The sequence below is a fragment of the Pseudanabaena mucicola FACHB-723 genome (genome assembly GCF_014696385.1).
Lineage (GTDB): Bacteria > Cyanobacteriota > Cyanobacteriia > Pseudanabaenales > Pseudanabaenaceae > Pseudanabaena.
Genome location: NZ_JACJQB010000007.1, coordinates 1 through 17092 on the forward strand (window position 1 = coordinate 1; position 17092 = coordinate 17092).

A 17092-nucleotide genomic window follows, 5' to 3' on the forward strand; every position below is an offset into this window, starting at 1 on the left:
CATTGGTTTAGAAAGATGGTAATTTTAAGCTAAAATCACCATCTTTACAGGAATAGTGTGCCCGATTTTAGGCTGATTTCATTTCTGATTCAACACTTCTGGGTCTGGATAAAATAGATAAACACATAAAATAAAAACTTAAGATACAGAAATTCTATTTCTTAAGTTTTTAAGTTTACTTATCATTACATGAGAAGTAACGTATTAAATTTATTAAAAATCTACAAAACATGGCTTTTTTACAGCAAATGATTTATGAACAAGGGGCTTAAGGCCCTTGTTCATAAATCATTTGCTGTAACTTCATAGGGAACCACTGTCAAACGGCGATCGAGATTGGCAGCAAACGCAAAACAAGCCCGCATATCTGCAAGTGTTAAATCAGGAAAATCATCCAATACCTCTTCAACACTCATTCCACCGCCAAGGTAGTCAAACACATCTGATACAGCAATGCGTGCGTTAACTATTTGATTTTGATGAAGTGGCGATCGCAATTTCACAAAAAAAGAGAGATAGCAAAGCCACCTCTCTTTTTTTAGTTATCAGCTAATCTCGAAAATCTAAACTGTTGTTGGCATTTTCGATTTTACGGAAGCAAAGCTAGGCACAACAATCGATTTATCCTGCTTAGTGAGGCGATCGTATAGCTCCTTGGTGTTGGGGTAGTTAGCCGCAGGGAAAGTTTCAAAGCGGTTGTAAGGTACAACATCTTCACCGAAGGCATCGAGGAATTCACGGCTGTTGACCATTTCAGTAACCATTGCCTTGATTCCACGAGTTGCCAAAATCACATTGTATTTGCGGATTTCAGCTTGATCGAGGGGCGCACGTCCGAGGAAGTGCTTTGTACCCAATTCAATCACCTTGGTGTTAGGGAATGGTGCATAGAATTCCTTGATGTAAAGGTCAGATGTACCGATCGCCAAGATGAATTCTTTGACTGTGGTTTCCTTGTTAAGCAACTTGGAAGTAAATTGGCTGAACTGTGCGTCGGCAACATAAGCATCCATGTCACGCTCGAACACTTGGCGGTAAGCAGCACGCACCAAAGCACCTGCTTCCACAGGGTCGGTAGTGGTGAGCTTGAAGATCTTGCGCTGTTCGCGTTTCTTATCTACACCTTGGTTAATGCGATCGCGAATTGATACGGAAGAACGATCTTCGGGGACTTGACCAAGTTCAACAAACTTAGGTGTTGTCTCAGGCACAACCTTAGTACCCTTGTCCTCTGCCAAAGTACCAGTGCGGTTGCTGCGGAGAGATACGCCAGCAGCAGTGAGATAGCGCTCGTAGGGAACAGTATCTTCACCAAAGGCTTGCTCATATTCCTTGGTATCAAGGATGGCATCAACGACTGCATAGAATCCTTTCTTCGATGCGAGATCAAAGTAAGCATTCATTTCAGGACGACCGTAGGTAGGACGACCCAAGAGGCGGCGATGGGTAAATTCGATCGCCTTACAGACATAAAGCTTAGTCCAGTAGCGATCACGGAAGACAGGTGACTTCGCCAACATGCGGACAAACTCACGCACTGAGATATCACCATTTTCGAGCTTGATTTCGGCAACAGTGAGACGCTGACCAGAGTAAGGAATAAAGCCAATTACTTGCAAGTAAATTGCTCGAATTACGGCTTGAGTCGAGGTTTCCGAGTTGGTGATACTCACACCCTTAACCGATGTCTTCTTGCCCTTAGTGATCTTGACGCTATCACGGAGGGTTTGGTCAAGCTTGAATACCTTGGGACTCATCGGATCAATCGATCCAGTTGCCGCAGGGTTACCCAATTGGTTGGTAATACCAGCACCATTGCGGATCAAAATCCGACGAGTATCCTTGCCGAAAGGTGCAGGAGAGGCATTGGGGTTGCGAGTTTCTTTAGGGAAGATCGCGCCGTACTGAATTTCCAGAGGATCATGACCAGCACCGTAAACATGTTGCTCAGGCAATGGCTGATTGTACGAAGCAAACAAGGTGATGAACTGAGGAACCTTGCGGAAAGGTGCAGAGTAATTGAACAAATCAAACTGTGCGCCCCAGTTACGAGCAGTTTGGGCTTCTTGTCCCAGACCACGTTGGTAAGGTACAGTCTCTTCGCCAAAGTAGTCGCTGTATTCTTTGGAGTTAACTAGCGCATTGACCAAGGCGGCTAGACCACCCTTAGAAACGATCGCAAAATAAGCAGCAACTTCTTCACGGCTTTCGGGAGAGCGCCCAAGGAAATGCTTGAAGGCTAACTCGACCGCACGGGAGTTGATGAAAGGTAGGAAGAATTGATCGCGATATAGAGGCGACAGACCTAAGCGGCGCACAAATTCACGTACCGAGATTTCACCATTCTTAACTTTCGAGTCAAGGTCAGAAACACTTTGGCTATAGGCACGAGTGATATCACGCTCGAAAACTTGACGGTAAGCTGCCTTGACCACCTCATTTTTCTCTGCACCAGTCATCGCCGCCTTCATCACAAACTTCTGACGACGCTCTGCGGTGTTGAAGTAAATTTGAGGCAAGGCAAGACCTTGGAGGTCAGTCGAGCTACGTTGACGCACCTTGGGCGATGGAGTTGGCGCTTTAAATTCTGCGATCGCAACATCCATATATTGCTTGATGATTTCAATTGCCGCAGGATCGTTCAAGAAATAACCCGCTGCGGCTTGTTTCATGGTTTGTAAAGCAACAATCGTGGCTTCGGTCGAGCAAGCTGCCTCGATGATCTCACGCAAACCGCGCACGTTCTGCGCCAAAATATTGGGGTCACCAGCGACAATTGCATAGGTGGCATAGCGCAAGAACCATGACAAGTCACGTAAGGACTTCTTCATGCGGTCTGCGCCATAACGGGAAATGTTAATGGGGCGGAAATTGGCAGGTACTGGGTCAACAACACCAGTAATACCTGTATTACTGAAGAAATTCTTGATTGCTCCTAAAAAGCCACCTTCTCCAGTCGATTCAGCATAAATGGTTGTACCTAATTCCATGCCAAGCTTGACATCAACCACACGTCCAGCGCGATCGATTTCTAGCTCTTCGTCATTCTTAGGCTTTTCCAAGAATGCCATGGCCGAACCACCCGTAAAAATACGGCTAGCAGCCTTAGAAACGATGTTTTCTGAGTTTTGGGTCAGAATTGCGGCGATTTCAATCCGCTTTTGTCCAGATTGAAAATATGTTGATAAGTCTTCTAATTCGCTACGAGTCGCGAAGCGATCCTGTTGTTCTATCTGGGAAATTGTGGAAGTTATAGCGGTCTGGTATAGACGAGGGCGGGCATTTACTGCACCACTTGACGCTGTTACGCTCATGTGTCTGCCTTGTGATCTTTAAAGGGTATGTAAAAAGTCGAAATAATAACTACCCAGTATAGGGTTTTCCAACTTAAATATCTAACTCTATCTCATCAGAAAATGCTGCATTTACAGGTAATTCAACTAAAAACTAACGATAAGTTTTGTAAAGCATGGGCAAGATCAGGCTGAGCGAAAACTAATCGATAACTTACAAAGCAGCACATCCTGATGGGCTAGGGGGCTAAATCGGCATTAATAATCAGATCTCTGGCAGATTTGGCATTAACAGGTCTAGAAAATAAATATCCCTGCCCAAACTCGCAATGCAACTCTTTGATCTGATCGAGTTGATCCTGTGTTTCTATGCCCTCGGCAACGGTAAATATATTGAGGCTCTTGGCTAGGGCAATGATTGCTTTAATAATTTCTGTGTTTTTGCCATTTTTGCCCATTCGCATCACAAAAGAGCGATCAATTTTGAGGTGATCGATGGGCAGACGATGCAAATAGCTTAGGGAAGAATAACCAGTGCCAAAGTCATCAATACCTAATTGGATATGACGATCGCGTAATTGAGAAATAATTTTGCCCGCAAACTCGGCATTGCCCATAATGTCGCTTTCGGTGATCTCTAGGCGTAGCGACTTTCCACTTATGCCTGTCTCTTGCAAGATATCGTCAATCTGTTGCAGTAAGTCAAAACTCATAAAGTGCTTGACTGAAAGATTGACATTAATAGTTAAAGAATCGGCAATACCTTCATCGTGCCAATTTTGTAACTGTTGGCAGGCTTGGCGTAATACAAATAGGTCGATCGGAATTACTAGCCCCGTTTCTTCGGAGATGGGAATAAATTTGCTAGGAACAATGAAACCTTTTTCGGGATGATTCCAACGCACTAGGGCTTCAAATGCCGAAATTTGATGATTGGCTAAGTTGATGATCGGTTGATAGTAAACCTCTAGCTCATGGCGGTCGATCGCGTGTCTGAGATCGGATTCAAGGCGGAAATTATGCAAGGCATGACTATGCATCGTGGGGTCAAACATCTGATAGCAAGCTTTACCATTTGCCTTAGCCCGATACATCGCTGTATCTGCATCTCGCAAAATATGCTCAGGCTGTTTGTAGGTTTGATCGCCCATGACAATGCCAATACTGACATTAGAAAACACTTGATATTCACTAATCTGGAACGGGGGAGACAGTTCGCGCAAAATATAATTGGCAACTTTGATGGCATCACTGCTCTGTCTGGTGTCTTGCAGCAATATGGCAAATTCATCGCCTCCCAAGCGGCAAAGAGTTGTTCCTGAGGTTAGACACATCTCAATTCTTCTGGCAATCGAAACTAGTAGTTGATCGCCCACAAGATGCCCAAGAGAATCATTCACAGCCTGAAAGCGATCGCAATCTAAAAACAAAACCGCAAAGGGAGAATCAATTTGCTGATTAGATTTCTGGATTAACTGCTCCAGTTGCTTCATAAACCAAGTGCGGTTGGGCAAACCTGTCAAAACATCATGTAACGCGAGATGCAACAAACGTTCTTGAGCCTGTAGGCGCTCAGCAATCTCCTGTTCTAGTTGGGCAGTTTTTTGGCGGACACGCTCTTCGAGGCAGGCATTTAGTTGTTTGATTTCTTTTTGAGAGTCGACCAAACTAAGATGGGTTTGAATCCGCGCTAGTACCTCCTCGCGTTGGAATGGCTTTGTAATATAGTCAACCCCACCAATACTAAAAGCTTGGACTTTATCCAAGACATCATCCAAGGCGCTCAAAAAAATTACGGGGATATGGCTAGTTTTGCTATTGGATTTGAGTCGCTTACAGACTTCATAGCCATTAATATGGGGCATCATGATGTCTAGCAAGATCAGATCTGGCTGCGCGGCTTCGGCAACGGTCAGAGCCATTAGTCCATCGGTGACGCTGCGTACCTTATAGCCTTGCTCCATTAAGGTTGTCGAGAGAAACCGCAAATTATTGGGCATGTCATCGACTATTAAAATATCGCCACTATAGTTTCTAGTCATTACTTAGCTTCACCCATGCGGCGATTATCTTAAAAATCCTGAAAGTTTTTGAAAAATTTTACAAAGCTTTTTAAAGTACATTTTGTTAATTGCTAGGTAAATTTTCCTAAAAAAACATAACATCAATTAGAGTTGGTCATTTTACGAGAAATTTTTGAGTCAGCTCTATGATTTGATTGTAACAAAAATTATCAATCAGGCTGAGTAAAGACTGAATTAAAACTGTGTTGTTTGAAGGAATTTCTTTAATTAATTCATGGATCAGGTCATTGTCAGCAAGGGTGGCGGCTTGCTGAAGCTTCTGAAGCCAAATATCGGGCATTTCGGGTAAATGTATTTGTAGATTGGTGGTTAAGGTGTCTGGATCACTGTAGTCCTGATCCATAGCATTGCGATCGCAATCGTCTTGATATACATAGGTGACTCCGAGATATTCGGCTAACTTATCGAAAATGACAGTTTCTTGGAAAGGTTTACGCACAAAGTCATCACAACCTGCCGAGAGGATGATCACTTTCTCTTCCTCTAAGGCACTTGCCGTGAGGGCAATAATTACCGTTGCTTGTCCTTGTAGGTGTGATTTGATGCGCCGAGTGGCTTCGTAACCATCCATGATGGGCATTCGCATATCCATCCAAATTAAATGTGGTTGCCATTCTTCCCAAATTGCGATCGCAGCTAAGCCATTTTCCGCGTCTTTGACTTGAAACCCAACGGACTCCAAAAGCTTCACTAGTAAATGCCGACTTTCCCAACGATCTTCAGCCACAAGGATGCGATATTCTGGCTGATTAGGGGCAAGTCCAATGACATAGCGCTCATCAACTGTCCGCGCTGGCACTGGCACTGCCGAGATGCCCACGGGTAGATACACATCAAAACTGCTCCCTTCCTGCAATTTGCTCTGTACCGTAATCTTGCCACCCATCAACTCTGCAAATCTGCGACTAATTGCTAAGCCTAGACCAGTTCCCTCTGCCGATAGTTTGCCGATATCTGTTTGCTCAAACGCATCAAAGATTTTTTCTAGATAATCACTGGGAATCCCTTGACCTGTATCTTTTACACTAAATTTGAGCGCCATAAGATCTACCGATATGGTTGAGGCGGTGGCAAGCAGATCTGGATTTAAACCATGTTCCGAGATGTTCGTTAGCTCAACGGTAAGATGCACAGAGCCATGTTCAGTAAATTTGATGGCATTACTTAATAGATTGATCAGAATTTGGCGCAACTTGCCTTCATCGGTGTTAATCCATCGCGGCGTGTCTGCCGATCGCTGAAAGAGAAGTTGCAGGGATTTGTCGTCAACCTTAATGCGGAACATTTTTTCTAAGGTGTCGAGGAGGTAGTACAGGTCAAAACTACCGATATTGAGAGTAATTTGCCCTGCTTCAATTTTGGACATATCGAGAACGTCATTGATTAGTTCTAAGAGATGATCGCCGCTGTTATGGATGATTTTTAAATAAGAGCGATGCTTGTCTTGGATGGAACTATCACGAATCATTAGTTGGGTAAAACCAAGAATCGCATTGAGGGGAGTTCGCAATTCATGGCTCATGCTGGCGAGGAATTGACCTTTGGCTTGACTTGCCGACTCCGCAATGTGTTTTGCCTGTTTGAGTTGTTGTTCAATTTGTTTACCCTTGGTGATGTCACGGGCTACCCAAATTACAGTTTCGGCATCAATGGGAGAGATGCTCGCATTCCACCAAATCAACTGATTATTTTGTGTCAAACTATATTCAAGGTTGAGGGTTTGTTGTTTCTCAATTACTTTCTGGACATTGAGAGTAATAAGCTTAGCTTGTTCTGTGGAAAATATTTCCTCTGGAAGTTTCCCAATTACTTGATCAGGCGTGAGCCATCCTAAATCCCTTCTAGTTTGCGGAATTTTGCGAACAATACCTTGGCGATCGCGCACTAAAATCACTTCATCCATGGCGGCAAATAGCGCTTTCATTTCCGCATTGGCAATTCGTAGTCTGTCTTCCGATTGTTTATGATCGATGCCAATGGCGATCGCATTGGCGATTAAGTCAAGCATCTGGATATCGGTATCGAGATGGGACTGAGCAACCAGAAATAGAACGCCAACTCCTCTACCTTTGACGAGCAGAGGATATCCGACTAGGGAATTAATCTCATTTTCCTGTAGCCAAAGTTGATCAGCTTCACTTAAATCAGCCACAATCTGGTCGGTCAAAAGAGGCTGAAACTCGCCCTGCATAATTGCCCAAATTTTATCTGGGGATACCAAGTGGCGCAGTCTTTCACTATCTGTTGCACTATATTTGCCTGTGCTAATTTGCAACTCAATATCGGTTGCCCCTGCATTAATTGTCCAGATTTGGGCAAAGTCTACATCCAGATGTCGCCATAAAGACTCCACGAAGGATTGCAGCACGTCTTCAAGTCGGTTGAGCTGCGTCGATGCCGAGCCAATTTCTGACACCAAAATTGAAAGATGGACGCGATCGAGTAGTTCTGCTTCTACTTGTTTGCGATCGCTAATGTCAAAAATTACGCCATCGAGCCACAGTAAATCGCCTTTTTTATCAAAGAGCCCTTGACCTTTTTCGCAGAGATGACGAATATTGCTTTCCGCATCAATAATCCGATATTCCAAACTGTAGGGTTGGCAACACTCTAGACTGTCATTGATTGTGTGTTCTACATGTTGTTGATCATCTGGATGGATAATGTTGAACCAAGTCCGTTGGCAATTGTTGATAAAGTCGGACTCAGGATAGCCCGTAATTTCCTTCACAGCTCCGCCCATAAAAACGATATCCCAAGAATTGCGATCGCAGGCAGCCCGATAAACAATTCCCGACAGATTGCGTACCAAACTTTTAAACTTTGCATCTGAAGTCTGTAGCTCTGTGATGCGCTCTTGAATTCGCAATTCGAGGTTTTCATTGGCACTTGCCAAACTGGCAAAGGAATATTTCAATTGCCTCGCCATTTGATTAAACGCATGGGAAAGCTGATTTAGTTCGTCAAATTTCGCTGGGGGAATTTCACGATCGAGGTCGCCACTCGCAAGATTCTGGCTAGCGAGCGTTAAATTTTGCAGAGAGCGATTGATGTAGTCAGTAGTTATGATTACTAAAACGATCGCAGCAGCTAGGACTAGACATAGCAATGCCACAAAGGTTTGCTGCGTAATATTTAGTTGTTCAGTAAAGTCAGACTCAGGAACTACTACCGCAATTAGCCATTCGATGCCCCGTTCATCACGATAGGGCAGTACCTTGAGAAATATATTGCCGCTTTCGCTTGCAAATTTGATATTTTGGGCTGTGGTAATTTGCGATAGTCCCCCCAGTTCTTTTTCTAAATGTTGCACCGAGGCTCTAATCATCGGCTGTTGAATGCTGTTAATCGCCAGTCGTTCAACCTGTTTGCGATCGCTATTATTTGCATAGGGATTGTCTAAAACAGAGCTGGCAACTAGTAGCCCCGAAGGTTCAAAAATCAGAGCCTGACCCGATTTACCGATCTGCAATTCCTTTAAAAAAACACTAATATTTGCGAGGGAAAGATCCGCTCCTAAGACTCCAATTCTTTCGCCTTGAGCATTGAACACGGCAAGACTGGCACTAATTACTTGTTCGGGCAATGCGGAATCTTGATAAATTTCACTCCAAATTGGTTTGCGGGAATTAATGGCAGCACGATACCAAGGTCTTTGCCTCGCATCATATAGTTCTGGGCTACCTTGAGGTTTTAGCCGATTTCCCTGCTGATCGAGGCTAAAGTAATAGCGCTGTAAACCATTGATATTAACTGCCAGTGTTAAGCCCTGCAAAGGATCATTCGGGCTACTATTTAGCCGATTAATCCCAATAAATTCCCCTGTTTTTTCGCCCCCATAATAAATCCAAGAAACTTTGGGAAATCTCTGAATTTGTCGCCATAGATATTTTTCGCTCAACTGACCTTGGGGCTGTAGCGCACCCTGTTTAATCGCATCGGCATTAATCTGATTGATTAAATGTGGAGTTTCGAGGTAAGTAGTGAGTTTTTGTTGAATGCGATCGCTAATTTCGGTTTGTAGTTGCTTCACCAAATTGGTGACCGTTTCCTGTTCACTGCGCCAAGCTAACCATATTGCTAAACCTGATATCCCGACGATCAAGGTTACAAATTGACTGATCAGAATAAATTTGAGTGATAACTTCCGATTTTTGCCAAGAATCATTCCACCCAGCCATAGACAAATTATGTTTTTAAGTATAGCGATCGCCATCTTTAAGCTGCTATATCAGATCAAGATACCCAATAAAAAAGAGAGATGCAGTGCCAAGCGCTGCATCTCTCTAAGAAAATTTATGTTTTGGAGGCTTTGATCGGCACTAACTGACTAACTTTTTTCCAGCTAAACTCATGCAAAAGTACATAGGAGCAGGGAATCAAGAATAGAGTTAGCAACGTTGCGAGGGCTAACCCAGAAAATATAACAATGCCCAAAGGTTGCAGAAACTCGCCGCCATCACCGCCACCAAGGGCAAGGGGAAAAGCACCCACAACCGTGGTAATTGTGGTCATCAAAATCGGGCGCAAGCGCGTGGGGGCAGCTTGGAGCATCGCCTGAATACGGCTACATCTCTGCTCTTCGCGGATTTGATTCGCCAATTCCACCAACACGATCGCATTATTAACCACAATTCCAATCAGGAGAATTACACCAATTACTACCATTACATTAATGGAGCTACCCGTCACATACAGACCCACAATGCCGCCCGCCAAGGCAAGGGGAATTGTCAGCATGATCACTAAGGGATCGAGTAAGGAGTTGTACTGCACTGCCATCACCACGAAAACGAGGAAGGCAGCTAACACACCCAATAATCCGAAGGACTTGGAAAGATTTTCATTAGCTTCCTTGGCACTGCTTGGCAACACCGTGACCCCCTCAGGTAAATCGATAGCGGCGATCGTCTCTTCCGTCTGGCGGATGGCATCACTGAGGCTGGCACCGCGCTCAATGCTGCCAAGGAGTAAATAAACTTGACGTTGATTAATACGTTGGATTTCTCCGGGGGCAAGCCCTTCGCGGATCGTCGATACATCGGCAAGACGTACAGGACGATTATTGCTGACAAACAGAGGCACTTGCTGCAATTGGGATGAGTTTTGACGCAGAGCTGGATCGACCTGCACACGCACATCAATCAGGCGATCGCCCCGTTGCAATTGCGTCGGCACGGAACCTGTGATTGCGGTTTGTAAGGTTGAGCCGATCGATTGAGTGGATAGTCCGAGCGCCTGTAATCTTTCCCAATCGGGGACAATTTGCACTTCAGGCTGACGAGCATCGGTGTCGGGGCGGAAGTTTGCGCCTTTAACATTTTTTTCGAGGGCGCTCAGAATTTCTGTACCCGCTTGCGCTAGCACTTCTGGATTAGTTCCCTGCAAAACTACGTCAATATCGGTTCTGGGTACGGGGGAATTGTTGACGATGATACCGCGTACTTGTCCAGGATTGACGCGCACGCGCACCCCTGCCAGATTGAGTTTGCCAATTTCCTGATTAACTCGACTCACAAAAGCGGCAATATCAGTATTGGGCTTGAGCGTAATCGTGCTACCACTACGGAGTGGATTAGACGTGACGTTATTTCCAAAGGAGCCACCACCAATCGTCGCAAATGAGTAGGCAGTTTCAGGCTGCTTCCTCAAAATTTCGTCCACCATTTCCATGACACGGATATTTTGGGCGAGGGTTGTACCTGCGGGAAACTGGACATTGACGCTAGCATCACCTGTTCTGACTTGGGGAATGATTTCTTGCGGTAGTTGTTGCGCCATGACAAGACCGCCACCACCTAGTACCGCGAATATGGTGATCACGACTAATAGTCGATAATGCACAATTCTGGCTAAAAATCTTGAATATCCAAGGGTTGCAGCGGCAAAACGATTTTCAAAACCGCGCATGAACCAAGTTTCATTTAGACGGCTCGACCAAGGAATGGCAAGCAGTCGCGAGGCGAGCATCGGGACTACGGTAATTGCGATCGCAATCGAAGCAAGTACAGAAAAGCTGATGGTCAGAATTAGTTGATTGAAGAGCAGTGACAGAAATCCGCCCAGTAATAGGAATGGGAAAATAACGACGAGGTTGGTACTGGTGGAGGCAATTAACGCCGATTCGATTTCGGTACTGCTGACTTGTGATTGATTGATAATTTCGGCAAACTCAGGATCACCACCTTTGCGTCTGCGGATTTTTTCCAGCCCGATGGTGATGTTTTCGAGCATGACGATTGAGTTGTCAACAACAATACCCACGCCAAGAGCCAAACCACCAAGGCTAAATAGGTTTAAGGAGAATCCAAAAATACCCATGCAGATAACGGCGGCAAGGGTAGCAAGCGGAATGGCAAGACTGATGATCAGAGTTTGGCGGAGCGAGCCGAGAAACAGAAATACAGCGATGGCAGCTAGCCCTGCACCGATAATCCCCGAAGAGGTGACGTTAGCCACTGAAGCTCTGATCAGTCGGGACTCATCAATGGTGGCAGTCAGTTCGGCATCACTGGGAATCAGACCACTGGTTTGCAAGGCTTGAATTTTTTCTTTGACGCGATCGACCACCTCGATCGTGTTGGCATCGGGCTGTTTGGTGACCAATAGACGTACAGCAGGCTGTCCATTTAGGGTCGTAAATACCCGTTGCTCTTCAGTACCATCAATAATGTTGGCGAAATCACGCAAATAGACCTGTTGAGGCTGAGCCGTAGGACTAGCATTGCCACTACGCACAATAAAAGATAGATTTTCTAATTCACTGACATCGCGAAACTTACCGATCGCACGGGTAAGCGGTTCAATCGAGCCATCACGGAGTCGTCCCCCAGAAATGTCAATATTGCGATCGCGAAGGGCATTGAGGACATCATTAACATTTACACCCACAGACTGGAGGCGTTGGAGGTCAAGATTAACCTGCACTTCTTCTCTCACGCCACCCACCACATCGATTCCTGCCACCCCCGGCACAATCGATAGTTCGCGAGCTAATTCCTCATCGGCAAACAGTCGCAACTCTGGCAGAGAGAGGGAAGGTGAAGTCAGGGCAAACTCATAGACAGGAAATTGAGAAGGATCGAACTTAAAGATCCGTGCATCTTCAATATCTTCTGGCAAGCGACTACGACCACGATTAAAACTGGCTACGGTGTCGTTGAGTGCTTGGTTAACATCACTGCCTGCCTCGAAAAACAAATCCACCCGCACTTGACCTTCACGGGTACGCGAAAAAAGTTGATTGACTCCTTCGGTAACTGCGAGAGATTCCTCTAGGGGTTTGGTGACTTCCGTAATCGCAACTTCGGGCGTAATTCCCGGAATATTAACTTGAACACCAATACGCGGATACACAATCGATGGAAGTAAATCTACCTGCAATCGGGTGACATAGAATGCTCCCATCACAAAAATTGCGATCGTCAGCATCAATGTACCGATATGACGACGAATCGCCGTGGCACTGATGCTAAATCCTGTCGGTTTCGGGCTAGGGGAGTCGGACGCGCTCATAGATTACCTCTAGATTTTCTATCGATGAATCGGATTAATTAGACTGTTCTGACAACACGCTCAGCTTTACAGAATCACCATCCTGTAACCTGCCTCCACTCCTGACTACAATGCGATCGCCTTCTTGCAAACCAGACAGAATCGTCACTTTCCCATCACGACGATTGCCAATGGTAACTTGGCGGGCAGATACTTTGGGAGTTTTTGGGTCACCTGTAACGACAAAAACTGTGCCAGTTTTCGGTTTGCCGCGATCACTATTATTGGCACTGCTAGAACTATTAGCATTAGGTTTTGATACTGCCTTTTCTTGAGATTGCCGATTGGCATTGGCATTTTGATTGGCATTAGCCGCAGAATTTGGTCTGCCCGCAGCTTGAAGCGCTGTTTCTGCAATCACGATTTGGCGTTGCTGACTACTCGCAAACTGTACCCGTGCTAATTGACCACTACCTAGCTTATTGTCACGATTGGGAAGGACGACCTCGACGGGAATCAATCTTGCAACAGGATCGGCTACGGGTGAAATCCTGCGTACAGTACCTTTAAAGGTTTGATTTGGGAAACTGTCAAAGCGTACATTTACAGACTGATTTAAGCGAATTTTACTAATTTCTAATTCGGAAATTAAAACATTGACCTTAACTTGACTAAAATCACCTAATTTAACAACATCGTTCCCTGCAAATAGAAGATCCCCTGTTTCACTGATTCGTTCCAAAACAACACCACTGATCGGCGCAAATATAGTTGTATAGGACTGCCGCTCTTGTTCTCTTAATTTAATCGCTTCTTGAGCTAAAACCCTTTGTGAGCTTGCGCCGACGGTTTGCTGTTGCAGAGCCACCTGTTGTTCTGCCGATCGCAAAGATTGTTCGGCTGACCTTGCACGAGTAACGGCTGTTTCTGAGGTTTGAGAAGATACTGCACCTTCTTTAGCCAATTGGGTGAAGCGGTTCGCGTCAGCCTGTGCTTGTTGATATTCCAATCGCGCTCTTTCCACTTGGGCACGAGCATTGCCTACAGCGGCACTCGCCTGTGATACTTCCGCTTCTCTTGCCGCAACTTCTGCTTCTGCCTGTAACACAGTTGCCGAAAGAACAGCATCATCCAATTGGGCGATTGCTTGTCCACTTGCCACCAAATCACCAACATCTACACTCAAATCAAGTAAACGCCCTTCCAAACGAGACTTTACTGATACTTCGCGAATTGGTGCGGTTGTACCTGTATATTCTGTTTCAGATTGGAGAGAATCAAATTTGACGATCGCTACATCTACTGCTGTAGATGGCTTTTGACTCTGAGTCTGGGCTTGGGTCGCATCCTTGGCAGCACAACCGACAGTTCCAACTGACAGTCCTGCGATCGCCACTAACATCCAAATAGCTTTCATAGGTGTGAGGGCAAATGTTGAATTTCCTAAAGTTATTCTAAGTGATGTTAATTCATTTTGTGTAGATTTATTGAGATAATTCTCTTGATTGGCAAATCTGGATGATTAGAGTTAGCTGATCAATTTGAACAATGAAACATATGCCAATATAGATTCTGAACAGTTAATCTATACTTCTGTGATTCCCGCAAATGTCTCGGCAATTATTTTCTCAATTGTGATTAGTGCGATCGCAATTGGTATTTTGTGCTACCCGATATTTGTGAAGTGGCGGCGAGATCTGCTTAAACAAGAGAAGTTCCCAAATCATTGGCTGCATATTATCGAAAGTAATGTTCCTATTTATCAAAATTTAACTACTGAGCAGCAACGGGAATTGCGCGGACATGTACAGGTATTTCTGAAAGAGAAACAACTGATTGGTTGTTTGGGATTGCAAATTACGGAAGAGATTAGAGTAACCATTGCGGCAATGGCTTGTCTGTTGTTGTTTTGCGATCGCAAAACCTATTTCCCAAATTTAAAATCAATTCTCGTTTATCCCCATGCCTATATCGTCAATGAAACAGTGATGAATGATCGCTATATAGTCGAAGAGCGTCGCGTGGCAAGGTTAGGAGAGTCATGGTCAAAGGATCAATTAATTCTTTCTTGGGAACAGGTAAAACAGGATAGCCTCAATTGGGAAGATGGACATAATGTAGTGCTGCATGAGTTTGCCCATCAACTCGATCAGGAGGATGGAGAGGCGGAAGGAGTGCCAATTTTGCCGAGATCGCTAGACTATGCGGTATGGTCAAAGGTAATGACGGCGGAGTTTTTGCAATTTTGCGATCGCATCGCGAAAGGGAACAGAACCGTAATGGATAGTTATGGAGCGACGAATCCTGCGGAGTTTTTTGCGGTGGCAACAGAGACATTTTTTGAGAAACCTCATCAGTTAAATCAAAAACATCAAGATCTCTATGAACTCCTGCAAAGGTACTATCGGCTTGATCCTCGACAATGGAAGAGATCGTGATGTCCTCATCCCCCGTCCCTTCTCCATAGGGGAGAAAGGGCGAAAAAAACTTGTTGAGAGTTTTATTCCCCTCTCCCTAAGGGAGAGGGACTAGGGATGAGGGTCTTAGAGTTTTTGTGTAATGCAAGCTATTTATGCTGAGCTACTTATTGTAAAATCAAGCAGAAAAATATAGACCTCATCGCAATATTGGCTCTACCAAATTCTCGAATTAAAGTATTTTGCCTAACCATCGCCACACTCGCGTCCATCGTGGCAATTACTGCCACATATCTTGAACGCGATGCAATTGCCTATGCTGGCGTAGTTCTGACTGGGGTAATTATTCTCCCAATTATCTTGCCGCCATTGCTAACTGCGATCGCAAAATCTCCACTTGGTAAACGGTGGGACATTACGATTGCCAGTATTCTCGGCAGTGCTGCCATATTGATACTTGCCCATATCACGGGATTTGACGCGGATTTTGCCCGATGGTTTGATAGCCTCAAGTGGGAAGCTTTGGGGGCAGTTGGACAAATTTTAATTGCGATTTTGGCGGTGTGGGTGGCATGGCGACAAAATGAAATTTCCGAAAGTTTGACAGGTCAGCAGAATGTCATCACCCAACAGCAAACCATTGATTCCTATTTCCAAGGTATTTCTGATCTAGTTCTTGATCCTCAAGGTCAATTGGAAGACTGGCCGCTAGAAAGAGCAATTGCCCAAGCGAGAACTGCGGCTCTGCTTGGTGGTTGCGATGCTGATGGTAGAGCGAAAATTATTCGCTTTCTATCGAGTGCGAATCTGTTAACACCTCTCAAACGTGATGGTCTATTGGGTCGTCCGATTCTGGATGGAACGGGTGGTTATGTGGTTGATCTGGCGAATGGAGTGCGCGTTGTCAATTTAGGAATGATGTTGGCAGGGCGAGAGATTGTTAATACGGATCTTCGTAATGCCGATTTGAGTGGTGCAAATTTGATTAAGACTAATTTTGCCAACTGTGACCTCACAGGGGCAAATCTGGTGGGGGCAGTCCTAGTCAAAGCAAATTTGCGCGGTACAGATCTCAGCCGCATTAAACTCTTCTATGGTGATATCGCTACGGCAACTCCTCGCGATCGCAATCATTTACCAAACTTTGAGACTGGAGAGTATACGGGTGCAGTGGTAGAAGATGCGGACTTTAGTAAGGCAACCGACCTGTCCGAAGAAGCGCGCCAGTATCTATGTGCATGGTGTGGCAAAAAATCTCGTAAAACTATTACTGGAGGCTGCGACGATGTACCGAATCGATTGGGAAGATAAAATTACGGTTTCACAAGGCGAAACCGTCATGAATATTAAACATCGGGGCAACAATCGCAAAATTGCGATCGCAGTTTTAGTTAGCCTCCAGCTCTCATTCATGGGGCTGTTGCCGATGCTCAGCAATGCCGAAACTGAGAATCTACAGGTTGAGGAGGATGTGCCTGAAGAAGTGTTGCGGACAGAAATCTATACCGATGCACGCTCTCCCATTGATGGCAAACGCCTCACTGCCGCCGAATATGTGGAGCTAATGGAAAATTTGCGATCGCTAGACAATATCCCCCCTGAAGATTTGGTATCACCACAAGTTCGCGAAGTTATTAATTTACTTAAATTGCGTAAATTCCTACGGCAAATTATTCCTTTTATTCCTTAACTGATGTTATGTAGAAGTTTCCAAGTCCCTCACCCCTCGCCCCTTTCCCAAAGGGCGAGGGGTGAGGGACTTTTCTGAATTTTGCTCCCCCTCTCCTCTCTGGGAGAGGGGGCT

Annotated in this window: 9 protein-coding genes; 3 read left to right on the forward strand and 6 right to left on the reverse strand. The window is 45.1% G+C overall.

The window, feature by feature from the left end; all coding sequences use genetic code 11:
* Nucleotides 1–281 precede the first annotated feature (281 nt).
* The 6 genes from H6F41_RS19135 to H6F41_RS05510 all read right to left on the reverse strand — a co-directional run bounded on the left by H6F41_RS19135 (nucleotide 282) and on the right by H6F41_RS05510 (nucleotide 14288).
* On the reverse strand, nucleotides 282–503 hold the full coding sequence (locus H6F41_RS19135) for a DUF433 domain-containing protein (RefSeq protein ID WP_190402478.1): 222 nt from the start codon (nucleotides 501–503) through the stop codon (nucleotides 282–284).
* A 60-nt stretch (nucleotides 504–563) separates the two neighbouring features.
* Complete coding sequence (locus tag H6F41_RS05490) at nucleotides 564–3314, reverse strand: phycobilisome rod-core linker polypeptide (RefSeq protein WP_190402479.1); 2751 nt, start codon at nucleotides 3312–3314, stop codon at nucleotides 564–566.
* A 218-nt stretch (nucleotides 3315–3532) separates the two neighbouring features.
* Nucleotides 3533–5335 carry an EAL domain-containing response regulator gene (locus tag H6F41_RS05495; RefSeq protein WP_190402480.1) on the reverse strand — a complete coding sequence of 601 codons (1803 nt, stop codon included), beginning with the start codon at nucleotides 5333–5335 and terminating at the stop codon, nucleotides 3533–3535.
* Between the two features lie 136 nt (nucleotides 5336–5471).
* Entirely contained in the window at nucleotides 5472–9593 is a 4122-nt protein-coding gene (locus H6F41_RS05500; RefSeq protein WP_190402481.1) for an ATP-binding protein, read from the reverse strand.
* A gap of 80 nt (nucleotides 9594–9673) precedes the next feature.
* Nucleotides 9674–12892 carry an efflux RND transporter permease subunit gene (locus tag H6F41_RS05505; RefSeq protein ID WP_190402482.1) on the reverse strand — a complete coding sequence of 1073 codons (3219 nt, stop codon included), beginning with the start codon at nucleotides 12890–12892 and terminating at the stop codon, nucleotides 9674–9676.
* A gap of 34 nt (nucleotides 12893–12926) precedes the next feature.
* Nucleotides 12927–14288 carry an efflux RND transporter periplasmic adaptor subunit gene (locus tag H6F41_RS05510; protein WP_190402483.1) on the reverse strand — a complete coding sequence of 454 codons (1362 nt, stop codon included), beginning with the start codon at nucleotides 14286–14288 and terminating at the stop codon, nucleotides 12927–12929.
* Nucleotides 14289–14469: 181 nt separating this feature from the next.
* On the opposite strand from H6F41_RS05510, the gene H6F41_RS05515 reads away from it, so the two are divergent.
* From H6F41_RS05515 to H6F41_RS05525, 3 genes are all read left to right on the forward strand, one after another.
* Nucleotides 14470–15309, forward strand: a complete 840-nt coding sequence (locus tag H6F41_RS05515) for a M90 family metallopeptidase (RefSeq protein WP_408962533.1) — start codon at nucleotides 14470–14472, stop codon at nucleotides 15307–15309.
* 189 nt (nucleotides 15310–15498) lie between these two features.
* Nucleotides 15499–16599 carry a pentapeptide repeat-containing protein gene (locus H6F41_RS05520; protein ID WP_199288677.1) on the forward strand — a complete coding sequence of 367 codons (1101 nt, stop codon included), beginning with the start codon at nucleotides 15499–15501 and terminating at the stop codon, nucleotides 16597–16599.
* A 100-nt stretch (nucleotides 16600–16699) separates the two neighbouring features.
* A complete protein-coding gene (locus H6F41_RS05525; protein ID WP_190402584.1) occupies nucleotides 16700–16978 on the forward strand; it encodes a hypothetical protein in 279 nt (92 codons plus the stop codon).
* Nucleotides 16979–17092: the final 114 nt, after the last annotated feature.